Source organism: Bradyrhizobium liaoningense, from assembly GCF_018130955.1.
GTDB lineage: Bacteria > Pseudomonadota > Alphaproteobacteria > Rhizobiales > Xanthobacteraceae > Bradyrhizobium > Bradyrhizobium liaoningense_C.
On the sequence record NZ_JAFCJM010000051.1, the window covers coordinates 16,889 to 41,066 of the forward strand.

Here is a 24,178-nt window from a genome sequence, read left to right on the forward strand (position 1 = left end):
ACCGATGTTAGTCCCTGAAGTCTCCGAAAGGTTCAACGCGGACCGATGATCCGATGGGTCAAAGTGACTGCACCTCTGGCCGATTGCAAGAGATCCTCAGCTTCTGACGGATGTGAATGCAAGCGATGTGATCGAACAAGACGTTCAAACAGGTCGCTGCAGCCCGCAGAGCTAGCGGATGTCGCGAGAGGGTCGGCGAATGTCTTGTGGCCCCAACCTGACATCGCGGATGTCTGAGTGCCTGCCTACTCCCGCCTGCGCCGCAGCCCCGCGACCAGCACGAGCCCCGCAACCCACGACACCGCGGCAAGGCCGCCCCACACCAAGCCGGCCTGTTCGAGATACACGTCTTGCGAGACCGGATCGTAGCAGCGGCCGAGCTCGTTGAAGCAGTCGCGCCAGCGCCAGTAGCGCGCCTCGAAAGCGAGCGCGAACAGCGCACCCAATCCGATCAGAACGGCGGCGAGACCACCCCTCAGCCAGCGCAGCATCGGCGACGTTACCGCGGCGTCTTCATCTTCGTAAACCGCACGCTGGTGCCATCCGGCATCCGCACCGCCTTGAAGCCCGCGGCAAGAACCGCCTCGCGTTGCGGCATCTGGATGTCGGGGCTGCGCAGGCTGTCCCACCACGAGGCACGTTGCGCCGCACGCGGCAGCGCAGCGCCGATGATCTCCTCGATCTGTTCGAAGCTCAGCACGAATTCGGCCTGCTTCTGCCGCTTCAGATAATCGCGCAATGGATCGTAGTCGTTCACCGCAGTCCTCGAGCCGTTCGTCCGCACCGCTTTTGCCTGAAAGCGACACGGGTGGAAACCATTTCTTAACCGATCGCGGCAGGAACGTCGCGGCTTAAACACTACGCAAGAATTCAGGCGCATCCACTAGTATCGGGAGCAGACGATGCGGTTCGGATGGCGCGACGGCACGGCCAGGCGGACGTGGCGGATTTCGGCGAAGCTGCTGATCATCTCGTCGGTCGTGACGGTGATCGGCTTTTCGGCCATTTGTGTCAACGTCATGCTCGACATGCGCCGGGGCGAGGAGGCGCTGGCCCGCCAGACGCTGGAAAACCTCGCCACCACCATCGAGGCCGACATCGGCCGCAACATCGAGATCTACGATCTTTCGCTGCGCGCGGTCGCCGGCAACATGCTGCTGCCGGAGATCTGGGCGGTCTCGAAGCCGATCCGGCAACTCATCCTGTTCGATCACGCCACCACGGCGCGCCACTTCGGCGCCATCCAGGTCTTCGACACCGAGGGCAGGCTGACGATCGACGCCTCCACGCTCGATCCGGTGCCGGAGAACCGGAGCGATGAGGACTACTTCAAGGTCCATCGCGACAACCCGAACGCCGGCCTGTTCATCAGCCGCCCGATGCTGTTTCGCGGCGCCTACGCCATCGTGCTCTCCCGGCGCGTCAGCGACCAGGACGGCGGCTTCATGGGCGTCGTCGCCGGCTCGATTCGCTTCAGCTATTTCCACGAGCTGTTCGAGCGGCTGACGCTCGACCCCGAAGATACCATCACCGTGCTCAAGCGCGACCGCACCATCATGATGCGGCGTCCGTTCGATCTCGACATCATCGGCAAGAATCTCAGTGATCGCGCCAACTGGAAGGCCGACAATCTCAAGGCCGGCGGGACCTATTCCGGCCAGGGGCCGGTGGATGCGACGCCGCGGCTTTACGCACGCAGCAGCGGCAGCGGCCCCCTGTTCGTCGTGGCCGGCAAGCCGCTGAGTGCCGTGTTCGCGCTGTGGAAGACCGAAGCTTTCCGGATCGGCGCCGTGGTGCTGACGCTCATCCTGTTCGTGCTGGGCTCGACGCTGGTGCTGGCCCGCGAGATCCGCCGGCGCGCCGATGCCGAAAACAAGCTCGAGGAAATGGCAACGACGGACGCGCTGACGGGCCTGCGCAACCGCCGCAAGTTCGATTCTGTGATCGACGTCGAATGGCGGCGCGCGATGCGCCAGCAGACGCCGGTGGCGCTGTTGATGATCGATGCCGATCACTTCAAGGCCTACAACGACACCTATGGCCACCAGGCCGGCGACCAGGTGCTGGTCGGTATCGCGATCTGCATTTCCGACTCCGTGCACCGCGCCGGCGATTGCGCCGCGCGCTATGGCGGCGAGGAGTTTGCCGTGCTGCTGCCGGATACGGCGGCGGACGATGCGTTCAAGGTCGCCGAAAAAATCCGCGGCAAGGTGCAGGGCTGGTCGGACGACGGCGCGATGTCGACCGTATCCTGCGGTGTCGCGAGCCTCATTCCCACGGCCGGAATGGACTGGTCGATCCTGGTCGCCGCCGCCGACAAGGCGCTCTACGCTGCCAAGGCCGGCGGCCGCAACCAGTCCGTGGTCGCGAACATTCCGAAACTGTCGCTGGTGGCGTAAGGCTGCCCGCTGCTCGCGAGCAATCTCCACTCACTCGATGTCGTCCCGGCCTTTGCCGGGACGACGTTGGAGAGATGGCACGCCTTCGCTGCGAATTTGCGCCTGAGCTGCCGATTTATCCGACGCATCAAGCACTTTCGCAGCATGAGTTCGCCATCACGCCATCAACCCCACGCTACTGTGCATGGGGTTGTTTTCGACACTTTGTCGGAGGGGCCTCAAGTGCCCCAGGGCTTCACTGCCCCAGATACTTCTTCATCTCCGCGATCAGCCCGTCGCGCAGCTCGGGGCGCTTGAGGCCGAAGGCGATGTTGGCGCGCAGGAAGCCGGCCTTGGAGCCGCAATCATGGCGCTCGCCCTCGAACTCGACGCCGTAGAAGGCCTGCGACTTGGCGAGCGTGATCATCGCATCCGTCAACTGGATCTCGCCGCCGGCGCCGCGCTCCTGCGTCTCCAGGATCTTGAAGATCTCCGGCTGCAGGATGTAGCGGCCGGTGATGGAGAGGTTGGAGGGCGCGGTGCCCTTCGGCGGCTTCTCCACCATGCCGTCGACCTCGAAGATCTTGCCGGTGCGTTTTCCCACGCCGCAGATGCCGTATTGATGCGTGAGCTCCGCCGGTACCGGCTCGACCGCGATCAAATTGGACTTTTCGCCGAGCTTGCCTGCGGCCTCGATCATCTGCTTCAGGCAGCCCGGCGTGTTCAGCACCAGCTCGTCGGGCAGCACGACCGCGAACGGCTCGTTGCCGACGATGTCGCGCGCGCACCACACGGCGTGTCCGAGGCCGAGCGGCGCCTGCTGGCGCGTGAAGCTGGTGGCGCCGGCCGGCGGCTGGTTCTCCGCCAGCACGTCCTGCTCGGCCTTCTTGTTGCCGCGCGAGGCCAGCGTCGTGTCGAGCTCGAACATGCGGTCGAAATGATCTTCGATGACGGCCTTGTTGCGTCCGGTGACGAACACGAAATGCTCGATGCCGGCCTCCCGCGCCTCGTCATAGACGTACTGGATCAGCGGCTTGTCGACGATGGTCAGCATTTCCTTGGGCATCGCCTTGGTGGCGGGCAGGACGCGGGTGCCGAGGCCGGCGACCGGGAATACAGCTTTGCGGATTTTCATGGGATGGATCGAAGACCTTGGAACGTGAAGGGAGCAATGGATGTGATGCCAGCCGCTTTGCAGCCGGCAACAAAGGCGGATGTTGGGCCCCCGCCCGAAAGACTTTAGACGGGGAGCGCCTACAAAACTTCACCTTTGTTAAGATATTGGCAACCGTAACAGGGCCTCCTGATGCCGGATTTTGGAGGAAACCAGGTGGGAACGATGCGACCGACGGCGGGACTGGCAAAATTGTCCGGCGCGACCATGATGGCGGCTGCGCTCCTGTTCCCGCTCGAGGTGCGCGCGCAGGCCTCCAACAACGGCCTGTCCAACCTGTTTGGCGGGATCTTTTCCGGCCCAAACGCCGGCCCATCGCAACCGGCGCAAGGAACGGATGGACCAAAGGACGGACCAAAGCCTTGGAGCGGCGAGGACGGCGCCTCCGGCCATCCCCTGATGACGGCGGCCGCGATCCGCCAGGCGGCGGCGAACTTCGATGCTTGTGTCCAATCGATGTGGCCCGATGCCGCACGGCGCGGCGTGACCCAGGAGAATTTCCAGCGCTTCACGACCGGGCTCTCGCCCGATTTGCGCATCATGGACCTGATGGATTCTCAGCCGGAGTTCACCAAATCGATCTGGGACTATCTCGACATCCTCGTGAACGACAACCGGCTCGCCAAGGGCAAAGAGGTCCTCGCCAAATACAAGGCGCAGTTCGACGCGACGGAGAAGACCTACGGCGTCGACCGCTACATCATCGCCTCGATCTGGGGCATCGAATCCAACTACTCGACCCAGATGGGCGATCGCAGCGTGCTGCAATCGACCGCGACGCTCGCCTGCATCGGCCGCCGCCAGGCCTATTTCAAGGACGAGTTTCTCTCCGCGCTGGAGATCCTCAATCGCGGCGATCTCAGGCCAGAGCAGCTGCGCGGCTCCTGGGCCGGCGCGTTCGGGCCGACGCAGTTCATGCCGACCGCCTTCAAGCGCTTTGCCGTGGACGGCGACGGTGACGGGCGGCGCGACGTCGTCGACAATCCGACCGATCTGATCGCATCGACCGCCAACAATCTGAAGAAGGACGGCTGGCAGGCCGGCCAGACCTGGGGTTTTGAGGTCACGGTGCCCCAGGGCTTCAACTACATGCTGGCCGACCGCGCCAAGGTGATGACGATCGCGCAATGGGAGAAGCTCGGCGTCGTCAGGGCCAACCGCCAGCCGTTCCCGCACCCGGCCGAGAAGGCCTATCTGCTGGCGCCCGCCGGCGCCGCCGGTCCGGGCTTCCTGATGCTGCAAAACTACCGCGTGATCATGAAGTACAACCCGGCCGAGGCCTATGCGCTGGCGATCGGGCACTTTGCCGATCGGCTGCGCGGCGGCCAGCCCTTCGTGCAGCCCTGGCCGCGCCAGGAACGCGAATTATCCCGGACCGAGCGGCTGGAGCTGCAGCAGCTCCTGGCCCAGCGCGGCTTCTACAAGGGCACCCCGGACGGCCAGTTCGGCGGTCAGACCCGGGAGGCCCTGCGCAACTTCCAGGCCTCGATCGGGGCCCCCGCCGACGGATTTGCCTCCTCGGACATGCTGGAACGGCTCCGCGGGCGCTGAAAGGCGGCCAAAAGTAACCCTGAACGCGGAATTCGGCCCAAATCCTTGACGGGACTGGCCGACCGCCGGTGTATGACGTAATCAAATCTGCCCGTTTGCGGCCCGATTCCGCTATTATATTTGCCGTCTCCAAACTCCCTTGTCCGACGATCGCATGTCGAAGCCGAAATCATTCTTCAGAGCGTTGACCCAGACCGGCCCGTTGATCGCGCTGGCGACGGCGCTTGCGATTCTGGTTTCGATTGCGGGGCCCGCCTCGGCGCAGTTCTTCAACTTCCCCGGCTTCGGCGGACCGTCGCGACCCGCGCCACCGCGCAGCGGCGGTGGTGGCGGCGGCTGGTTCGGCGGCGACTTCTTCGCGCCCTTCCAGCAGCAACAGCCGCAGGCCCCGCGTCAGGATTTTTCGCGCGCACCGGCACCGGCCAAGCGCGACACGATCCCCGAGCGCAACATCCTGGTGATCGGCGACGGCATGGCAGACTGGCTAGCCTACGGCCTGGAAGACGCCTACACCGAGCAGCCCGACATGGGCGTGATCCGCAAGCACAAGACCACGTCGGGCCTGATCAAGTACCAGCCGAAGGGCGAGCCTTCGGACTGGGCAGCCGCTGCGAAGGGCATCCTCGAAACCGAAAAGCCCGACGCCATCGTCGTCATGCTCGGCCTCAACGACCGCATGGCAATGCGCGAACCCGCCGCCGACAAATCCGACAAGGCGACGGACAAGAAGAACGACAAGACCGCACGCGGCAAGCCGCCGGCCAAGCCGGGTGATGCCAAGCCGGACGCTGCCGCAAAATCCGACGACAAGCCGGCTGATGCCGACCTGCCGCAGGATGACGCCGACAATGCGGATACGCCGCAGGTGACGGCGCCGGAGAAAACCGCGCGCTCGCCCAACGGCCTCTATGAATTCCGCGACGACCGCTGGGTCGAGCTCTACAGCAAGAAAATCGAGGAGCTGATCGGCGTGCTCAAGGCCAAGGGCGTGCCGGTGCTCTGGGTCGGCCTGCCCGCGATCCGCGGGCCGAAGGGAACGGCCGACATGCTGTTCCTGGATTCGCTGTATCGCGAAGGCTCGAACAAGGCCGGCATCACCTATGTCGACGTCTGGGACGGCTTTGTCGACGAGGCCGGGCGCTTCCTCCAAAAGGGCCCCGACTTCGAAGGCCAGATCCGCCAGCTGCGCACCGGTGACGGCGTCTATTTCACAAAGCCCGGCGCGCGCAAGCTCGCGCACTATGTCGAGCGCGAGATCACGCGCCTGCTCGCTGGACGCTCCGGCCCGATTGCGCTGCCGAGCGAGCCCGCCACGCCCGACACCAGCGCCGAGCCCGGCAAGCCGGCGCCCCGGCCGCTCGCAGGACCGATCGTGCCGCTGGTTGCGGCTTCGATCTCGACCGATCAATTGCTGGGTGGACCGGGATCGCGCCCCGCCGCCGTCGATGCGCTTGCCGCGCGCACGCTGGTGAAGGGTGAGCCGCTCAGCGCGCCCGCGGGCCGCGCCGACGATTATGCCTGGCCGCGCCGCGAAGTCGGCCGCGAGCAGGCCAAGGGCGATACGCCTGTGGCAGCGACCACGCCGGGCGAGAACGGTGCAAATCCGGGTGCTGCGGCCGCGATTGCGCCGCCAAAACTGTTGCCGAAGAAGCCGCCGGTGCAGCAGCCCGCGCAGCAGGCAACACCGTCGCTGCGCGATTTCTTCGGCTTCGGCTCGCCCTCTCCGCCTCCGCAGCCGCGGCAGTTCGCGCCTCAGCCGCGCAATCCGGCCAACCCGGCGATCCCGCGTCCGCCGGGCAGCATCGGCCGATCGGCCGAACTCCCCGGCACTCCGGTGCGCTGATCGCACTCGTGTCCCGGACGCGGCACAGCGCGTAGCGATACGCCGCAGAGCCAGGACCCGCCTGCACACCCTCTCAAGAATAGGCCCCGGCTCAGCAGCGCAGCACTTCGCGCCGCGCTGCAATCCGGGGCACGATATTTGGCTGACCTCGACTTAGCCGTAGTAGCGCCAGCGCGGCGGCGGACGGCGCGCGGGGCGCGACATCAACAATGCAAGCGCAAAGCCGATGCCGCCTGCGATCAGCAGCGCGCCGAGCGGATTGTCATGCACCTTCTTCGCGAGCGCCTGCGAGCCGTCGCGCAGCGTCTCGCCGCCGCTCTCATAGGCGTCCTTCGCGTAAGCGGCCGCGGTCTCGCCGGCTTCGCGGGCGGCGTCCTTCGCCTGGCCGTACAGATCTTGCACGGAGCCGGCGGCCTCGCGTGCGCGGCCGGAGGCCTGCGTCCTTGCATCGCCTGCGACATCGCCCACGGCACCTTCGACGCGTCCGGCAAACTCCTTGGCTGATCCGACGATCCGATCCTTGTCCATGATGGTTTTCTCCCTCGGGGTCAGCCGAGGTAACCGATCAGGCACGGCGCGGTTCCAAGCGCGATATTTGAGATGTACCCCGGATGGAGCGCAGCGAAATCCGGAAGGCAAGCAGGACGCCTCGGCCCCGGATTACGCTTCGCTCCATCCGGGGCTACAAGATAAGCCCGCCATCGACCACGAGGGTCTGGCCGATGATGTAGGACGACAAGGGCGACGCCAGGAACAAGGCCGCGCCCGCCATGTCGGCGGGCGTGCCCAATCGCCGCAGCGGAATGCGCGACAGCGCGCCTTCGAGCCGCTTGGGATTTGCGGTCGTCACCTTCGTCATCTTGGTATCGACGAGACCCGGCGCGATACCGTTGACGCGAATGTTGTCCTCCGCCCAGGCCTCGCCGAGCGTCCGCGTCAGACCGACCGCGCCGGTCTTCGACGCGTTGTAAGCCGGGTTGCCCATGGTGGAGTGATAGGCTGCGGTCGACGAGACGATAATCAACGAGCCGCTGGAATCCCGCAACATGGAATGAAAGCGCGTGGCGCACGCCATCAGGCTCATCAGATTGACCTCGACGACCTTGCGAAATCCCGCCATCTCGAATTCACCGCGGCGATAGATCACGGCACCCTGCGCGAGCACCAGCACATCCAATCGGTCGAAGGACGGCTTGAACGTTTCGATCGCGCTGGCATTGCTGACATCGAGCTGCGCGTAAGCGAGGCCTGTAAGGTCGGAGCCGTCCTCCGGCGAATAATCCTTTGCATTGGCGCGCGTGCCGCAAACCGCCACCTGCGCTCCCTTGGCGCGAAAGGCTTGCGCGATGCCGTTGCCGATGCCGCTGGAACCGCCGACGACCAGCACCTGCTTGCCGCTGAAATCGAGCTCGTTCATCGCGTGATCCTCCGCTTCTTATTGGTTTGTTTGACCTGTGTGCGGATCGGTGCCAGCCTTGTCAATCGCATAACAAGAAACGACGAAGCCCGGGGAAACAGCATGTCCGAGTTCAGGGAGCTCAGCCGGTCCGTGAAGGGACTGACCGTTCTCGTCACCGGCGCGGCCAGCGGCATGGGACGCGCCACCGCGCGCGTCTTCGCCGCAGAGGGCGCCAATGTCGCGGTCACCGATTACGACGCCGCCGGTGCGGAAGCCGTCGCGAAAGAGATCGCGGATAGCGGCGGTTCGGCAAAAGCCTGGAAGCTCGACGTCTCCGACGCGCGCGAAATCACGCGCGTGGTCGATGCGGTCGCCGCGCAATTCGGCGGGCTCGACGCTGTCGTCAACAATGCCGGCATCTCCGTGCGCGTGCCGATCGATGATCCAGGCTATGAGGACGCCTGGGCAAAGGGCATCGCCGTGATGCTGACGGCGCATCCGCGCATCATCCGGGCGGCGCTGCCTTACCTGCGCAAGTCGAAGAGCCCGCGCATCGTCAACATCGCCTCCACCGAAGCGCTCGGCGCCACCGCAACGCACAGCGCCTATTCGGCCGCCAAGGGCGGCGTCGCCAGCCTGACGCGCTCGCTGGCGGTCGAACTCGGCCGCGAAGGTATTACGGTGAACTGCATCTGTCCGGGCCCGATCCGCACCGCCATCACCGATCGCATCCCGGAGGAGCACAAGACGATCTATGCCAAGCGCCGCACCGCGCTCGGCCGCTACGGCGATCCCGAGGAGGTCGCGCACATGACGCTCAGCCTGTGCCTGCCGGCGGCCTCCTTCCTGACCGGCGCGGTGATCCCGGTCGATGGCGGCCTGATGGCGCGCAACGCGTAAGAGGTATGCCGCCGGAGCGTTGACATCGCAGGGCGCGAGAGTAGCTTTTTCCGTGACAGAGCGGGGAAACCGCTCGCGCCCGCGGGAGAAAACGCCATGACGATCGCCATCCGGCAGCTTCATAAGCATTTTGTCGGCGAGGTCTCCGGCCTCGATCTGCGTCAGCCGCTGACCAACGAGCAGGCGCGCGAGGTCGAGGCAGCCATGGACAAATATGCGGTGCTGGTGTTCCACGATCAGGACATCACCGACGAGCAGCAGATGGCTTTTGCGCTCAACTTCGGCCAGCGGGAAGACGCGCGCGGCGGCAACATCACCAAGGAGAAGGACCACCGGCTCACCTCGGGGCTAAACGACGTCTCCAACCTTGGCAAGGACGGCAAGCCGCTCGCCAGGGACAGCCGCGCCAATCTGTTCAATCTCGGCAATTGCCTCTGGCATTCCGACAGCTCGTTCCGGCCGATCCCGGCAAAATTTTCGCTGCTGTCGGCGCGCTTGGTCAATCCGAAAGGCGGCAACACAGAATTCGCCGACATGCGCGCGGCCCATGATGCGCTCGATGACGAGACCAAGGCCGAGATCGAGGACCTGATCTGCGAGCACTCGCTGATGTATTCGCGCGGCTCGCTCGGCTTCACCGAATATACCGACGAAGAGAAGCTGATGTTCAAGCCGGTGCTGCAACGGCTGGTGCGCACCCATCCCGTGCATCGCCGCAAATCGCTGTATCTGTCCTCGCACGCCGGCAAGGTGATCGGCATGAACGTGCCCGAGGGGCGGCTGTTGCTACGCGATCTGAACGAACACGCGACGCAGGCAGACTTCGTCTACGTCCATAAATGGAAGCTGCATGACCTCGTGATGTGGGACAACCGCCAGACCATGCATCGCGTCCGCCGCTACGACCAGTCGCAACCCCGCGACATGCGCCGCGCCACGGTCGCCGGCACCGAGCCGACAGTGCAGCAGCAGGCAGCGGAGTAGCTGCGTATTCCGCCGTCGTCCCGGACAAGCGAAGCTCCAGACAACGCGCAGCGTTGTCCGGAGCGGAGCGCAGATCCGGGACCCATAACCACAGGAAGTGGTTTGGCGAAGACTGGAAGTTTACCTTGGTACTCGCACCGCGCGCACTCGATAGACCTCGCGGTGGGTCCCGGCCCCCGTGCGCAATTGCGCACTAGGCCGGGACGACGATGCTGAGCTACGCGTGCCCTGCCTCGTTCGACAACATGCCGGGATCGATGCCGATCTTGCGCAGCGCGCGGGCGTACTTCTCCTCGACATCGTCGCCGAAAATCAGATCGGCGTCCGCGTCGCAATGCAACCAGCCATTGCTCTGGATCTCGGTCTCGAGCTGCCCCGGCGCCCAGCCGGCGTAGCCGAGCGCGAGGATGGCGTGCTTCGGGCCGGAGCCGTTGGCGATGGCTTTCAGGATGTCCACGGTCGCCGTGAGACAGACGCCGTCGTCGATCCGAAGCGTCGCATTTTCGATGAAGAAGTCGCTGGAATGCAGCACGAAGCCGCGGCCGGTATCGACCGGGCCGCCGCGCAGCACCTTCATGCTTTCGGCGTTTTCCGGCAGCTTGATCTGCGCGCCCTTCTTGATGATGCCGAGTTGCATCAGCAGTTCGGGAAAATCGATGCTGCCGGCCGGATGATTGACGATGATCCCCATCGCGCCCTCGGCGGAATGGGCGCAGAGGTAGATCACCGAGCGTTCGAAACGGGAATCGCCCATGACGGGCATTGCGATCAGCAGCCTGCCGTCGAGATAGCCGGCCGAATTAGGGACCGCTGGGCCGGCCGTTGCGGTGCTGTCGCCAGTCCTTTTACCTTCAGGAGCCATGGTGAAGCACTCCGGTTTGAATTCCTATCCTGATGTCGGGCTGGGCGGCTGTCAAATCAAGGCTTGCCCGCACGGATTTCCGAGGCATCCTTCACAAGCAATTCAATGGTTTGCGCCGGGGCGACCCTGTAAAGACGTGCCATGTTCAGCATAGTTCCCCAGCGCGCCGCGATCGCCGTCGCCGCAACCCTGCTCGTGTCGGCGCAATCGACCATCGCCCGTGCCGACGATTCCTCGCCCTGGCAGCGCGACAGCCATTCCGCCGTCCGCCTGCTGGCGGGATCGCGGAGCGGCGCGGTCCTGCTCGGCGGGATCGCGTTCCAGCTCCAGCGCGGCTGGAAGACCTATTGGCGCATGCCGGGCGATTCCGGCGTTCCGCCGCGGTTCGACTTCTCGAAGTCCGACAATGTCGAGGCGGTGACCGTGCTCTGGCCGGCGCCGCTGAAATTCGACGACGGCGCCGGCGGTCATTCGATCGGCTACCACGACCAGATCGTCCTGCCCTTGCGCATCGTCGCCAAGACCGCCGACAAGCCGGTGACCCTGCGCGCCGAGATCAACTATGCGGTGTGCGAGAAACTCTGCATCCCCGTCGAGGCCAAGGCCGAACTCGGTTTCAGCAGTGTGGCCTCGACCGAAGACGCAGCGCTGTTCGCTGCGCTCGATACCGTGCCCAAGCCCGCCAATATCGGCGACCCCAATCCGCTGACGATCCGCGACGTCAAGCGCGAGGGCGCCGCCAAGGTCGTGGTTGACGTGGTCACGCCAGATGCGCGCGACGTCAATCTGTTCGTGGAGGGCCCGACGCCCGACTGGGCGCTGCCGATCCCGACACCGCTCGAGCGCAGCGCGGCAGGCGTCAAGCGCTTCACCTTCGACCTCGACGGACTGCCGCCCGGCGCCAAGCCGGATGGCGCGGCGTTGAAGTTCACGCTGGTCGGGCCCGAGAAGTCGTACGAGTTCAATATCAATCTGGATTGACGCTCCGCGTATTCCGGGGCGCGCGTTAGCGCGAACCCGGAATCTCGCGCCATAACCTCTGGATTCCGGGTTCGATGCTTACGCATCGCCCCGGAATGACGAGGCACCGTTTCTTAACGAATGGTTGCTAGGCCAGACCCTGCCGCATCGTGCGGGACGTTAAGGGGTAGCTTCGACGTGGCCGTGATGGACGCACAAGGCGCAACGACGGAGCCTGTCGGCCTGATCGCGCGACTGCGCGCGAAACTGGCTGGTGGTGGTGGCGGCGGCACGAGCGAGGCCTCGCTGACCCGGCGGCTCGCCGGCACCATCTTCATCATCCGCGTGATCAGCGCGGGGATGGCCTATCTCTCCCAGATCCTGCTCGCGCGCTGGATGGGCACCTCGGACTATGGCGTCTACGTCTATGTCTGGACTTGGGTGCTGCTGCTCGGCAGCATGATGGATTTTGGCATCTCGGCCTCCGCGCAAAAGATCATTCCGGAGTACCGCACCAGCGGCGAGCATGCGCTCTTGCGCGGCTTTCTCTCGGGCAGCCGCTGGCTGACCTTCATCGTATCCGCGCTGGTCTCGCTTGTATTGGCCGGCATCGTCAAGCTGCTGTCGCCGTGGATCGATCCCGCAGCGCAACTGCCGCTCTATATCGGTTGCATGACGCTGCCGGCTTTTGTCGTCGCCAACACCCAGGACGGCATCGCGCGCTCGCATGACTGGATGCAGCTCGGCCTGATGCCGCAGTTCATCATCCGCCAGGCGCTGATCATCGGCATCACGGCTGCCGCCTTCGTGCTCGGCTTCCATCTCGGCGCCACCGCCGCAATGGTCGCAAGCGCAGGCGCGGTGTGGATCGCGATGGCCGGACAAATGGTGGTGCTGAACCACAAGCTGTCAGGCCATGTCGAGGCCGGCCCCAAGGCTTACGACATCCGTGGCTGGCTGGCCGTCTCGCTGCCGATCCTGCTGGTCGAGAGCTTCTACCTGCTGCTGTCCTACACCGACGTGCTGGTGCTGCAGCAGTTCCGCCCGTCGGACGAGGTCGGCGTCTACTTCGCTGTCGTCAAGACGCTGGCTCTGGTCTCGTTCATTCACTACGCGATGTCGGCGACGACGGCGCACCGCTTCTCCGAATACAACGCGCTCGGCGACAAGGCACGGCTGTCGGCCTACGTGGCGCACGCCATCAACTGGACATTCTGGCCGTCGCTGGCCGCGACGATCGCGCTGCTCGCCGTCGGCAAGCCGCTGCTCTGGCTGTTCGGGCCGCAATTCGTCATTGGCTACGACATCATGTTCGTGGCCGCGATCGGCCTCGTGGTGCGGGCCGCGATCGGCCCGGTCGAGCGCCTCCTCAACATGCTCGGCCACCAGAAGGTCTGCGCGCTGGCCTACGCGCTGGCGTTCGTCATGAACGTCATCCTGTGCATCGCGCTGGTGCCGCGCTTCGGCGGTCACGGCGCCGCCGCCGCAACCTCCATCTCGCTCACCTTCGAGACCGTGCTGCTGTTCTGGATCGTACGGCAGCGGCTCGGCCTGCACGTGCTGGCGTTCGGGCGGTAGGCTGGTCCGGGCCATCAGCGCCCTGCAAAACGCCCGTTTCGCCAAATTGCATCCAGAAGGTCAATTCGGCTACCGAATCTGACGCGGAAGCACTATTTTTCTTTTTTGGATCCAGTCGGTTGCGGTCGGGAGCAAGTTTATTCTACGTCGTATTGCCTGACCCACGAGATGGACCTAAATTCCTCCCAGACATGATTGATCCGCTTTACGTCGCATCGGGCTTCGGCGTCGGCCTGCTCGTCGGAATGACCGGTGTCGGCGGCGGGTCGCTGATGACGCCGCTGCTGATCCTGTTGTTCGGCGTGCACCCGTCGACGGCCGTCGGGACCGACCTGCTGTACGCCGCCGCCACCAAGGCAGGCGGCAGCGTCGTCCATGGCTGGTCGCGCAGCGTGCATTGGCCGGCCGTGCTGCGGCTCGCCTGCGGCAGCCTCCCGGCGAGCGCGCTGACGCTGCTCGTGCTCTGGAAGCTCGACCTCAAGAGCGATACCGAGCGCAGCCTGGTCAATCTGGTGCTGTGCTTTGCACTGATCCTCACTGCGACGTCGCTGATCTTTCGCAACTCCATCATGGAGCGCTACCGCCGGCGCCTGGAAGGCGTCGACGATCGCACCACGGCGATTGCCACCGTAATCACCGGAGCGGTGCTTGGCGTGCTGGTCTCGATTTCGTCGGTCGGCGCCGGTGCAGTCGGCGTGACCGTGCTGCTCCTGCTCTACCCTCGCCTGCCGATGGCGACCATCGTCGGCTCCGACATCGCGCATGCCGTGCCGCTGACGCTGGTGGCCGGGACCGGACACTGGGCGCTCGGCGACGTTGACTGGTCGCTGATGGGCGTGCTGCTGATGGGCTCGCTGCCCGGCATCGTCATCGGCAGCTTCAGCGCAACGCGCGTGCCGGAGACGGTGCTGCGGCTGACGCTTGCCAGCGTCCTCTTCGTGGTCGCCGGCAAGATTGCCTTTGCAGAGCTCAACCTGTCGTCAGCCATCGTGACGGCGCTGGCCTGGACGCATTGAGGCGGGAACGGCGGACGTCCGCCATCCCCGACAGAGTTTTCCGGCCTACGCCGTCCAGCCGCCGTCGATCGAGAGGTTGGCGCCCGTGATCTGGGCGGCGGCGTCGCCGCACAGGAACAGCGCGAGGGCTGCAACCTGCTCCGAGGTGACGAATTCCTTGGTCGGCTGCGCGTCGAGCAGCACGTCGTTGATGACCTGCTCGCGGGTGAGGTTGCGCGCCTTCATGGTGTCGGGGATCTGCTTCTCCACCAGCGGCGTCCAGACATAGCCGGGGCTGATGCAGTTGCAGGTGATCTTGTGGGTCGCGACCTCCAGCGCCACGGTCTTGGTTAGGCCGGCAATGCCGTGCTTGGCCGACACATAGGCCGACTTGAAGGGCGAGGCGACCAGCGAATGCGCCGAGGCCGTGTTGATGATGCGGCCCCAGCCCTTTTTCTTCATGCCGGGCACCGCGGCGCGGATGGCATGGAACGCCGAGGACAGGTTGATCGCGATGATCTGGTCCCACTTCTCGATCGGGAATTCCTCGATCGGCGAGACGAACTGGATGCCGGCATTGTTGACGAGGATATCGACCGAGCCATAGGTCTTCTCGCCTTGCGCGATCATCCCGGCGATCTCCGCCGGCTTGCTCATGTCGGCGGGCGAATAAATCGCCTTCACCTTGAACTCGGATTCGATCGCCGCGCGTTCCTTTTCGATGTCGGCGGGCGCGCCGAAACCGTTGATGACGACGTTGGCGCCGGCGGCGGCGAAGGCGCGTGCATAAGCGAGCCCGATACCGCTGGTCGAACCGGTCACAACGGCGTTCTTGCCTGACAGACTACCCATTTCACTTGCTCCTGGTTGAGGCCGGGGGCACGGAGACATCCCCCGTGAGATCGTAAGTCACCATGGTCTCGCCGGATTGCGGCCGCTCGAGCCAGTCCTTGTGGCGCATCGAAAGATGGACATCGCGCACCCCGGATTCCCAGTGCTCGACCATGGCAACATGCGAGAAGTCGTAATCCTTGGACGAGGATTCGTAGTTTTTACTGCGATAGATCAAATGAACCACGGTGACGGTGCTTTCGCGGGCCGCCTTGCAGAGGATTTCGACCGACGGATCGTTCCTCAGATAGTCCGGCAGCTTGCCGATCAGCTCGCGCAGCGCCATGCGCGCGTTGTGCAACTGCTTGTTCTTGTCGGTGTTCATCCGCGTGCGGCTGGAATAGCGGATATCCTTCTCGCGCTCGGCGGCATCAAGCAGCGAGTTCGGCAACTCGCCGCGTGCGGAAAACAGGTCGACCTGGAAGATCAGGAGGTCGCGATCGGTCTCCGCATCGAGCACATAGTCGAGCGGCGTGTTGGAGGCGATGCCGCCGTCCCAATAATGCTCGCCGTCGATCTCGACGGAGGGAAAGCCCGGCGGCAGCGCGCCCGAGGCCATGATGTGCTCGGGACCGATCTTCTTGCCGAGCTTCTTGAACTCATAGTTATCGAAATATTTGAAGTTCCCGGAGGCGACGCCGACGGCGCCGACCGAGAGCCGCGTCTTCAGGTCGTTGATGCGGTCGAAATCGACCAGGCGCTCCAGCGTCTTCTTCAGGGGCGCGGTGTCGTAATAGCTCTGCGACTGCGAACTTCCCGGCGGCCACAGCGGCGCGGGCGGAATGCGCGGGGTGAAGAAGCCGGGCACCCCGAAGGTCGCAATCAAGGCGGCGCTCGTCGAGTTGAACAGCTCGCGCTGATGGCCGTCGTTGTTGAGCGGCTTCCACGGCACCGGGGCCGAGACCATCTCCCAGAATTCCTTCAGCCGATCGACGCGGGTGTGCCCCTCATTGCCGGCGATGATGGCCGCGTTGATCGCGCCGATCGAGATGCCGGCGACCCAGTCGGGATCGAAGCCGAAATGGCACAGCGACTGAAAGGCGCCGGCCTGATACGAGCCGAGCGCGCCGCCGCCCTGGAGCACCAGGACGCGCTGTGCGTTGGCGGGAATTCTGCTCGATGCCGGCCTGGGGTGATCGGTCATTGGGGATCAATTATGAGGGATCAACAGAAAATGGCGCGCCACCGTGACGTCAGTCCATGACGGCGTCAATGCATCCGGAGATCAAGACTGGCTTATCGGGGGTCCGTTGACGCCAGAATCATCGTCCAGAACACCTTGTACTTGGTGCCCGGAGCATAGCCCGCCGCGATGCCCAATTTTGTGACACCGCTCTTGAGCATATTGGCCCGGTGAGGGGGCGAGTCGCGCCAGCCGGAAAACGCTTCCGCCAGCGTGTGATAGCCGGCCGAGACGTTCTCGACCGCGACGGTGGCCGGGTAACCGCCGGTATTGAGGCGCTTGGCGAGCGGCGCACGGACGTCGTGGTCCATCTTGTTGGCGGCGGCCATCGCCTGTGACTGGGATTCCGCCAGTTTCATCAGATCGGGGTCGACGATGACGGTGCCGAGCCCGTTGTTCTGGCGGTATTGCGAGATCATCACGGCGGCGGCTTGCGCATCGAGCCGCGCACCGGGGGCGGCCATGTCCGTGTACATGGACGGTTGCTGGACCGGCGTTTCGGTGCCCGCGCAGCCGGCGAGAAGCAAAGCGATGAGAATTGCGGCCGCGGCGCGCATGAATCAGCCCCCAGGAGACGGGCCGTTGTTGCATACCAACCGTGGCTGAAAGGTGAATTTTGCGGAAAAAGTCAGCCGTCGGCAGAACCGCCTAGCCCGCAAAGATGCGGTAGCGGCGCGGCTCCAGCCCGACGCGATCGCCGGTGCGCAGTTCCCTGTCGCGGGGGGCATCGATCTCGATGGTCTCGCCGCCGAACAGCGCGACCTCGGCGCGCTGCACGGGGCCAAAAGTCCGCACATGCTGCACGGCGCCCTCGAAGGCACCGCTGCCGGGCGGGCCGACCAGCATGTCGTGTCGCCGTACGAACAGTTTTGACGCACCAGGCGAGAGCCCGTCGACAGCAAGCGCAAGCGGCCGGTCACCGAGCCTGACAGCGCCGTCGGCGACATCCACCGGCAGCACGATGGATTCGCCGATGAAGCCGTGCACGAAGGCGGTGGCGGGATTGTCGTAGACGTCGTTGGGCGAGCCGATCTGCTCGATCCTGCCCTTGTCCATCACCACGACGCGGTTGGCGACTTCCAGCGCCTCCTCCTGATCGTGAGTGACGAAGATCGAGGTGACGTTGATCTCATGGTGCAGCGAGCGCAGCCATTTGCGCAGCTCTTTTCGCACCTTTGCGTCGAGCGCGCCGAAGGGTTCGTCGAGCAAGAGGATGCGCGGCTCGATCGCCAGAGCGCGTGCCAGCGCAATGCGCTGGCGCTGCCCGCCGGAGAGCTGGCCCGGATAGCGGTCGGCGAGCCAGTCGAGCTGCACGAGATCGAGCAGCTCCTTCACCCGCGCGCGGATCGCGGCCTCGTCCTTGCGAACGGCGCGCGGCTGCACGCGCAGGCCGAAGGCGACGTTCTCGAACACCGTCATGTGGCGGAACAGCGCGTAGTGCTGGAACACGAAGCCGACATGCCGCTCGCGTGCGCCCTGCGCCAACGCGTCCGCGCCGTTGAAGGAGACTTCGCCGGAGTCGGGCCAGTCGAGGCCGGCGATGATGCGGAGCAGCGTAGTCTTGCCCGAGCCGGAGGGACCGAGCAGCGCCACGAGCTCGCCATTGTCGACCTTGAGGTCGACGCCGTCGAGCGCTGCAAAGGTACCGAACTTCTTGACGAGATTCTTGACTTCAATGGTCACGGGGCTCGTGTCCTTCGTCCAGATGACGTTCGAGAACGGTTTTGGCAATCAGCGTGATCAGCGCCAGCAGCGCCAGCAGCGAGGCGATCGCAAAGGCAGCGACGAACTGGTATTCGTTGTAGAGGATCTCGACCAGGAGCGGCATGGTGTTGGTCTCGCCGCGGATATGGCCGGAGACGACGGACACCGCGCCGAACTCGCCCATCGCGCGCGCATTGCAAAGCAGGACGCCGTAGAGCACGCCCCATTTGATGTTGGGCAGCGTGACACGGAAGAAGGTCTGCAAGCCGGAAGCGCCGAGCGAGATCGCGGCCTCCTCCTCCTGCGTACCCTGCTCCTGCATCAGCGGGATCAGCGCGCGCGCCACGAAGGGGAAGGTCACGAAGGTGGTCGCGAGCGCAATCCCGGGCACCGCGAACAGGATCTGGATGTCGTGCTCGCGCAGCCACGAGCCGAAATAACCCTGCGCACCGAACAGCAGCACGAAGACCAGGCCCGAGATCACGGGGCTGACCGAGAACGGCAGGTCGATCAGCGTGATCAGGAACGTCTTGCCCCTGAACTCGAACTTTGCGATCGCCCAGGCTGCGACGAGGCCGAAGACGAGGTTGAGGCCGACCGAGATTGCCGCCACCAGGAGCGTCAGCCGGATCGCGGCCAGCGCTTCCGGCTCCGACAACGCCGCGAGATAGGCCAAAATGCCCTTGGAGAAGGCCTGGGCGAACACCACCACCAGCGGGAGCACGACGAAGACGGTGAGGAATAGGATCGCGGCCGAGATGATGGCGATGCGGACCGCCGGAGGTTCGGTGCGAAGGTTCTTCCGCGCAGCCTCCGCATGCGCGCGCGCCTTGGCCTCGGGCGAGGCTAGCGCGACGGCATCGGTCAGTTGCATCGTCATCTCTTGGGTCCTCAGCGCGCCGGAACCCGGTTCTGCGCCCAGCGCTGCAACCGGTTGACGGCGAAGATGGTGACGAAGGATACGACCAGCATCACGACCGCAATCGCGGTCGCATCGGCGTAGCGGAATTCGGAGAGCCGGATCACGATCAGGAGCGGCGCGATCTCGGATACGTTCGGCAGATTGCCGGCGATGAAGATCACCGAGCCGTATTCCCCGACCGCGCGGGCGAAGGCGAGCGCCAGCCCCGTGAGCAAGGCCGGCGCGAGCGACGGCAGGATCACGCGCCTGATGGTCTGCAAGCGGCTCGCGCCAAGACTGCCGGCTGCCTCCTCGATTTCAGGATCGAGGTCCTGCAACACCGGCTGCACCGTGCGCACCACGAAGGGAATGCCGATGAAGATCATGGCCACGAAAATGCCGATCGGCGTGAAGGCGACCTTGATGCCAAGTGCGGCAAGTGGTGCCCCCAGCCAGCCCTTCTCGGCAAACAACGACGTCAGCGCGACGCCCGCAACGGCGGTGGGCAGCGCGAAGGGCACGTCGACGATTGCATCGAATATCCGCCGGCCGGGGAAGCGATAGCGCACCAGCGCCCAGACGATGATGCTGCCCATCACGAGATTGACAGAGGCCGCCGCGAAGGCGAGCCCGAAGGAGACCCGCAGCGCGTTCAGCGTCCGGCGGCTGGAGAGGATGTTCCAGAACTGCTCCGGGCTGAGCTCGAGCGAGCGCAGGAAGAGACCGGCCAGCGGAATCAGGATGATGATGGACAGCCAGGAGAGCGTCAGTCCCATCGTGAGACCGAAGCCTGGCAATGTCCGGCGTCGTGCTGCGCTTCCGCTCACCCGGCCCCCTGCTTTCGGCCCTCCAACAACAGCGCGGATCAGTTCTTGTAGATCTGATCAAAGACGCCGCCGTCGGCAAAATGTTCCTTCTGCGCCTTGGTCCACCCGCCGAAAACGTCGTCGATCGTGAACAGCTCGACCTTGGCGAAGGAGTTTTCGAACTTCTTCGCGATCTCGCCATCACGCGGACGATAGAAATTGCGTGCGGCAATTTCCTGACCTTCCTTGGTATACCAATACTGAAGGTAGGCATCGGCGACGCTGCGCGTGCCCTTTTTATCGGCAACCTTGTCGACGATCGTCACCGGCGGCTCCGCGAGGATCGACAGCGGCGGCGCCACGATCTCGAACTTGTCCTTGCCGAACTCACGCTGCGCCAGGAACGCCTCGTTTTCCCAGGCGAGCAGCACGTCGCCGACGCCGCGCTCGACAAAGGTGACGGTCGCGCCGCGCGCGCCGGTGTCGAGCACCGGGACGTTTTGATAGAGGTTTGCGACGAATTGCTTGGCCTTGTCGGCGGAGCCGAACTTCTTTTGCGCAAAGCCCCAGGCGGCAAGATAGTTCCAGCGCGCGCCACCCGACGTCTTCGGGTTCGGAGTGATGACGGCGACGCCCGGCTCGACCAGATCGTCCCAGTCCTTGATGCCCTTGGGATTGCCCTTGCGCACCAGGAATACGATGGTCGAGGTATAGGGCGAGGCATTTTGCGGCAGGCGCTTCTGCCAATCGGCAGCAGTCAATCCCTTGGCCGCGATCGCGTCGATATCGTAGGCGAGTGCGAGCGTCACCACGTCGGCCTGCAGACCATCGATGACGCTACGGGCCTGCGATCCGCTGCCGCCATGCGATTGCTTGATCTCGACGCTCTTGCCGGTCTCCCGCTGATAGGCGTTCGCAAACGCCTTGTTGAACTCAACATAGAGCTCGCGCGTCGGATCGTACGATACGTTCAGCAGATTGACGTCAGCAGCGAGAACCGAATTTGCCCAGAGAAGGCCCGCAACGATCAGCGCAAGACGGCGGATCATATTTCTCTCCATTCACCTCAACGACGTCAGTGTCGATGAGGGCATGCGGACATAACTCGGCACGAAACGGCTCCAAGTCAACGGAACCGGATTTTCTTGTTCGTAGCGTCGCAGCCTTGTTGTGCTACGAAATCTTCATCGTGTGAATGCCGCATTCTGTCTTGGCCTGACCGCGCCAGCGACCGGCCCGCTCATCCTCACCTTCGGTCGTTCGGCTGGAGCAGGGCATGCAGCCAACAGACAGGAAACCTGACGCGACAAGTGGATGCTGCGGCAATTTGGCGCGTGCGTAGATCGCGTTGATCTCCTCGCGCGAAACGTCGGCGAACGGGTTGAACTTCAACCGCGCGCCGTCTTCCTCGACGACTGGAATCTCGGCACGCGCACCGCCCTGAAAGCGCTTGCGGCCGTTGATCCAGGCGGAGAACGGCTTGAGCGCCCGCGCCAGCGGTTCCACCTTGCGGATGCGGCAGCAGGCGTCGGGATCGGAGAACCACAGATCGCGATCGGGATCCTCGCGCGACAACGTCTCTTCCAACGGCTTGATCGAGCGCACGTCGCGCAAGCCCAGCGTCGCGATCAGCGTATCGCGATAGGCGAGCGTCTCCTCGAACAGCCATCCGGTATCGAGAAAGATCACCGGAATTGCCGGATCGACGTCGGCCATCACCTTGAGCAGCGCCGCCGACTCCGTGCCGAAGGATGAGACGAGCGCAAGCTGCTCGCGCCCCACCGTCTTCAGCGCGGCGGCGATGACCGCTGCCGGCGACGCGCCGCGAAGCTGGCGATCGAGCTCCGCCGCGAGCGGCAAAGCACTCGGCGAGGACGTAGCAAACTGTGACATCATCGCATTCACGTGCCGACACCTTCCGAATGGCGCAGTTGCATACGCCGGTGCAGCGCGGTGACGCGGCCGTCGCCGGTCGGCTGGTAGAACACCGAATAGCGCTTCACGGTCTGCGCAAAGGCTTCCGCGTCGGCCTGCTTCTTGACCTCGAAACTGTCGAAGCCCGCGCGCAGCATGAACACGAACTGGTCGCGCAGCACCTGGCCGGTCGCTCGCAGCTCGCCGCGATAGGCGTAACGCTCACGCAGCAGCCGCGCCTGGCTGTAGGCGCGTCCGTCGCGGAAGGTCGGGAACACCAGCGCGACCGCGGCGAGCCTGACAAGATGAGGCACCAGCTCGTCGATGTCGCGGCTGTTCGGCCAGATCACACCGACCTTGCCCGCGCGCGCGAGCAGAGCGTCCGTGTCCTTCACGAAGCGGTCGGCCGAAAGCAGGATGTCGCCGCTTGCAGGAAGCGGCGCATCGTCGGCCAGCCTGGTAAAAGTGTCGTCGGCGATCTTTCCGCCCTTAACGAGTGGCATAGACCCGCTCCTTGAATGGTTCAACGCCGAGGCGCTTCACGGTATCGATGAAAAGCTCTTCCGGCCGCTCGCGCAGCGCCAGATAGGCTTCCACGACATCCTCGATGACGTCGGCGACTTCCTCGAATTTCACGCCGGGTCCGATCAGATTGCCGAGCGCGGCGTTCTCGTCGGCACGGCCGCCGATGGTGATCTGATAGACCTCCTCGCCGTTTTTCTCGACGCCGAGAATGCCGATATGGCCGACGTGGTGATGGCCGCAGGCATTGATGCAGCCGGAGATGTTGATGTGGAGACGGCCGATCAGATTGGCGAGCTCGTGATTGGCAAAGCGCCGCGTCAGCTCCTGCGCGATCGGAATCGAGCGCGCATTCGCCAGCGAGCAGTAGTCCAGGCCTGGGCAGGCGATGATGTCAGAGATCAGGTTGACGTTCGGCGTCGCGAGCCCGAGTTTGTCGAGCGCCCGCCATAGTGCCGGCAGGTCGCGCTTGGCGACGTGGGGCAGCGCCAAATTCTGCTCGTGACCGACGCGGATCTCGCCAAAGGAGTATTTGTCGGCGAGATCGGCGAGCGCATCCATCTGCTCGGCTGTGGCGTCGCCCGGGGGGCCGCCCACGGGTTTCAGCGAGATGGTGACGATCGAATAGCCCTGGACCTTGTGCGGGGCGACCGAATTTTTCCGCCACGCCTCGAATGCGGGATCGGCCGCGGCCTGGCGCAGCTCGTCCGGCATGTGCGGCAGCTTTTCATAGGCCGGATAGCTGAAGCGCGAGCGAATGTCCTCGATCACCGCGTCGTCGATCTGGAGCGAGGAGTTGCGGATGTGCTGCCACTCCTCCTCGACCTCGCGCGAAAACTTCTCGATGCCGAGCTCGTGCACCAGGATCTTGATGCGCGCCTTGTAGATGTTGTCGCGGCGGCCATACTGGTTGTAGACGCGCAGGATCGCCTCGACATAGCTCAGGATGTCGCGGCCATGCACGAAGTGCTTGATGGTCTTGGCGATGAACGGCGTGCGGCCAAGGCCGCCACCGACCAGCACCTCGAACCCGGTCTCGCCCTTCTCGTTCTTGACGAGGCGCAGGCCGATGTCGTGGATCTTGATCGCGGCGCGGTCGTGATCGGACGCGGTGATCGCGATCTTGAACTTCCGCGGCAGGAACGAGAATTCCGGATGCAGCGTGGTATGCTGGCGCAAGAGCTCAGACCAGATGCGGGGGTCCTCGATCTCGCCCGGCGCCACGCCGGCCCACTGGTCCGAGGTGACGTTGCGCATGTTGTTGCCTGAGGTCTGCATCGCATGGATGCCGACTTCGGCGAGATCGGCCAGCGCGTCCGGCAATTCGGCGAGCTTGATCCAGTTGAACTGGATGTTCTGCCGCGTGGTGAAGTGGCCGTAGCCGCGGTCGTAGCGCCGCGCGATGTGCGCGAGCCGGCGCAATTGATCCGACGACAGGGTGCCGTAGGGGATCGCGACGCGGAACATGTAGGCGTGCAGTTGCAAATAGACGCCGTTCTGCAGGCGCAAGATCTTGAACTCGTCCTCGGTGAGCTCGCCGGAAAGGCGGCGCTTCACCTGGTCACGAAATTCCGAGACGCGCTCGTTGACCAGCGTGCGGTCGATTTCGTCGTAAGCATACATGGGAGATTGC

24 protein-coding genes are annotated in these 24,178 nt (G+C 64.5%); 8 read left to right on the forward strand and 16 right to left on the reverse strand.

Features of this window, described 5'->3' with window-relative positions:
- Nucleotides 1-245: 245 nt before the first annotated feature.
- Complete coding sequence (locus JQ632_RS29715; RefSeq protein WP_212406201.1) at nucleotides 246-491, reverse strand: hypothetical protein; 246 nt, start codon at nucleotides 489-491, stop codon at nucleotides 246-248.
- 8 nt (nucleotides 492-499) lie between these two features.
- Complete coding sequence (locus tag JQ632_RS29720) at nucleotides 500-757, reverse strand: hypothetical protein (RefSeq protein ID WP_212406202.1); 258 nt, start codon at nucleotides 755-757, stop codon at nucleotides 500-502.
- A 145-nt stretch (nucleotides 758-902) separates the two neighbouring features.
- Between JQ632_RS29720 and JQ632_RS29725 the strand changes: the two genes are divergently transcribed.
- The gene (locus JQ632_RS29725) at nucleotides 903-2,399 is read left to right on the forward strand and encodes a sensor domain-containing diguanylate cyclase (RefSeq protein WP_212406203.1); all 1,497 of its coding nucleotides are present in this window, start codon (nucleotides 903-905) and stop codon (nucleotides 2,397-2,399) included.
- Between the two features lie 235 nt (nucleotides 2,400-2,634).
- Here the strand turns inward: JQ632_RS29725 and JQ632_RS29730 are convergent, their stop codons facing one another.
- Complete coding sequence (locus tag JQ632_RS29730; protein ID WP_212406204.1) at nucleotides 2,635-3,513, reverse strand: UTP--glucose-1-phosphate uridylyltransferase; 879 nt, start codon at nucleotides 3,511-3,513, stop codon at nucleotides 2,635-2,637.
- 204 nt (nucleotides 3,514-3,717) lie between these two features.
- Between JQ632_RS29730 and JQ632_RS29735 the strand changes: the two genes are divergently transcribed.
- Together JQ632_RS29735 and JQ632_RS29740 are read left to right on the forward strand one after the other, a co-directional pair.
- Nucleotides 3,718-5,103 (forward strand): lytic murein transglycosylase, encoded by a 1,386-nt coding sequence (locus JQ632_RS29735; protein WP_212406230.1) that lies wholly within the window; start codon nucleotides 3,718-3,720, stop codon nucleotides 5,101-5,103.
- Nucleotides 5,104-5,257: 154 nt separating this feature from the next.
- Complete coding sequence (locus JQ632_RS29740) at nucleotides 5,258-6,946, forward strand: SGNH family hydrolase (RefSeq protein ID WP_212406205.1); 1,689 nt, start codon at nucleotides 5,258-5,260, stop codon at nucleotides 6,944-6,946.
- Nucleotides 6,947-7,099: 153 nt separating this feature from the next.
- On the opposite strand, the gene JQ632_RS29745 is transcribed toward JQ632_RS29740, so the two are convergent.
- Both JQ632_RS29745 and JQ632_RS29750 read right to left on the reverse strand, forming a co-directional pair.
- Nucleotides 7,100-7,474, reverse strand: a complete 375-nt coding sequence (locus JQ632_RS29745; RefSeq protein WP_212406206.1) for a CsbD family protein — start codon at nucleotides 7,472-7,474, stop codon at nucleotides 7,100-7,102.
- Between the two features lie 154 nt (nucleotides 7,475-7,628).
- The gene (locus JQ632_RS29750) at nucleotides 7,629-8,363 is read right to left on the reverse strand and encodes an SDR family NAD(P)-dependent oxidoreductase (RefSeq protein ID WP_212406207.1); all 735 of its coding nucleotides are present in this window, start codon (nucleotides 8,361-8,363) and stop codon (nucleotides 7,629-7,631) included.
- A 102-nt stretch (nucleotides 8,364-8,465) separates the two neighbouring features.
- Between JQ632_RS29750 and JQ632_RS29755 the strand changes: the two genes are divergently transcribed.
- Entirely contained in the window at nucleotides 8,466-9,245 is a 780-nt protein-coding gene (locus JQ632_RS29755) for an SDR family NAD(P)-dependent oxidoreductase (RefSeq protein ID WP_212406208.1), read from the forward strand.
- Between the two features lie 96 nt (nucleotides 9,246-9,341).
- Nucleotides 9,342-10,229, forward strand: coding sequence for a TauD/TfdA family dioxygenase (locus JQ632_RS29760; protein WP_212406209.1), 888 nt, complete (start codon nucleotides 9,342-9,344; stop codon nucleotides 10,227-10,229).
- A 217-nt stretch (nucleotides 10,230-10,446) separates the two neighbouring features.
- Here the strand turns inward: JQ632_RS29760 and JQ632_RS29765 are convergent, their stop codons facing one another.
- On the reverse strand, nucleotides 10,447-11,091 hold the full coding sequence (locus JQ632_RS29765; RefSeq protein WP_212406210.1) for a YqgE/AlgH family protein: 645 nt from the start codon (nucleotides 11,089-11,091) through the stop codon (nucleotides 10,447-10,449).
- A gap of 141 nt (nucleotides 11,092-11,232) precedes the next feature.
- Here JQ632_RS29765 and JQ632_RS29770 point away from each other — a divergent pair, with 141 nt between their 5' ends.
- The 3 genes from JQ632_RS29770 (at nucleotide 11,233) to JQ632_RS29780 (ending at nucleotide 14,645) form a co-directional block, all read left to right on the forward strand.
- The gene (locus tag JQ632_RS29770; protein WP_212406211.1) at nucleotides 11,233-12,072 is read left to right on the forward strand and encodes a protein-disulfide reductase DsbD domain-containing protein; all 840 of its coding nucleotides are present in this window, start codon (nucleotides 11,233-11,235) and stop codon (nucleotides 12,070-12,072) included.
- A 177-nt stretch (nucleotides 12,073-12,249) separates the two neighbouring features.
- Nucleotides 12,250-13,629, forward strand: coding sequence for a flippase (locus tag JQ632_RS29775; protein WP_212406212.1), 1,380 nt, complete (start codon nucleotides 12,250-12,252; stop codon nucleotides 13,627-13,629).
- Nucleotides 13,630-13,820: 191 nt separating this feature from the next.
- Entirely contained in the window at nucleotides 13,821-14,645 is an 825-nt protein-coding gene (locus tag JQ632_RS29780) for a sulfite exporter TauE/SafE family protein (RefSeq protein ID WP_212406213.1), read from the forward strand.
- Nucleotides 14,646-14,690: 45 nt separating this feature from the next.
- Here the strand turns inward: JQ632_RS29780 and JQ632_RS29785 are convergent, their stop codons facing one another.
- The 10 genes from JQ632_RS29785 to JQ632_RS29830 all read right to left on the reverse strand — a co-directional run bounded on the left by JQ632_RS29785 (nucleotide 14,691) and on the right by JQ632_RS29830 (nucleotide 24,168).
- On the reverse strand, nucleotides 14,691-15,476 hold the full coding sequence (locus tag JQ632_RS29785) for a 3-hydroxybutyrate dehydrogenase (protein ID WP_212406214.1): 786 nt from the start codon (nucleotides 15,474-15,476) through the stop codon (nucleotides 14,691-14,693).
- A 1-nt stretch (nucleotide 15,477) separates the two neighbouring features.
- Complete coding sequence (locus tag JQ632_RS29790) at nucleotides 15,478-16,659, reverse strand: DUF3734 domain-containing protein (protein ID WP_212406215.1); 1,182 nt, start codon at nucleotides 16,657-16,659, stop codon at nucleotides 15,478-15,480.
- Between the two features lie 92 nt (nucleotides 16,660-16,751).
- Entirely contained in the window at nucleotides 16,752-17,255 is a 504-nt protein-coding gene (locus JQ632_RS29795) for a CAP domain-containing protein (protein ID WP_212406216.1), read from the reverse strand.
- A gap of 91 nt (nucleotides 17,256-17,346) precedes the next feature.
- A complete protein-coding gene (locus tag JQ632_RS29800) occupies nucleotides 17,347-18,381 on the reverse strand; it encodes a sulfate/molybdate ABC transporter ATP-binding protein (protein WP_212406217.1) in 1,035 nt (344 codons plus the stop codon).
- A complete protein-coding gene (cysW, locus tag JQ632_RS29805; protein ID WP_212406218.1) occupies nucleotides 18,371-19,282 on the reverse strand; it encodes a sulfate ABC transporter permease subunit CysW in 912 nt (303 codons plus the stop codon). The genes JQ632_RS29800 and cysW overlap by 11 nt, the downstream gene beginning before the upstream one ends.
- Before the next feature lie 11 nt (nucleotides 19,283-19,293).
- Nucleotides 19,294-20,130: a sulfate ABC transporter permease subunit CysT gene (gene cysT / locus JQ632_RS29810; RefSeq protein ID WP_212406219.1), complete on the reverse strand. Its 837-nt coding sequence runs from the start codon at nucleotides 20,128-20,130 to the stop codon at nucleotides 19,294-19,296.
- Nucleotides 20,131-20,168: 38 nt separating this feature from the next.
- Nucleotides 20,169-21,170 carry a sulfate ABC transporter substrate-binding protein gene (locus JQ632_RS29815; protein ID WP_212406220.1) on the reverse strand — a complete coding sequence of 334 codons (1,002 nt, stop codon included), beginning with the start codon at nucleotides 21,168-21,170 and terminating at the stop codon, nucleotides 20,169-20,171.
- A gap of 112 nt (nucleotides 21,171-21,282) precedes the next feature.
- Nucleotides 21,283-22,002, reverse strand: coding sequence for a phosphoadenylyl-sulfate reductase (locus tag JQ632_RS29820; RefSeq protein WP_249152627.1), 720 nt, complete (start codon nucleotides 22,000-22,002; stop codon nucleotides 21,283-21,285).
- An 8-nt stretch (nucleotides 22,003-22,010) separates the two neighbouring features.
- The gene (locus JQ632_RS29825) at nucleotides 22,011-22,526 is read right to left on the reverse strand and encodes a DUF934 domain-containing protein (RefSeq protein WP_212406222.1); all 516 of its coding nucleotides are present in this window, start codon (nucleotides 22,524-22,526) and stop codon (nucleotides 22,011-22,013) included.
- Nucleotides 22,513-24,168 carry a nitrite/sulfite reductase gene (locus JQ632_RS29830; protein WP_212406223.1) on the reverse strand — a complete coding sequence of 552 codons (1,656 nt, stop codon included), beginning with the start codon at nucleotides 24,166-24,168 and terminating at the stop codon, nucleotides 22,513-22,515. Before JQ632_RS29830 ends, JQ632_RS29825 begins: the two co-directional genes overlap by 14 nt.
- Nucleotides 24,169-24,178 lie beyond the last annotated feature (10 nt).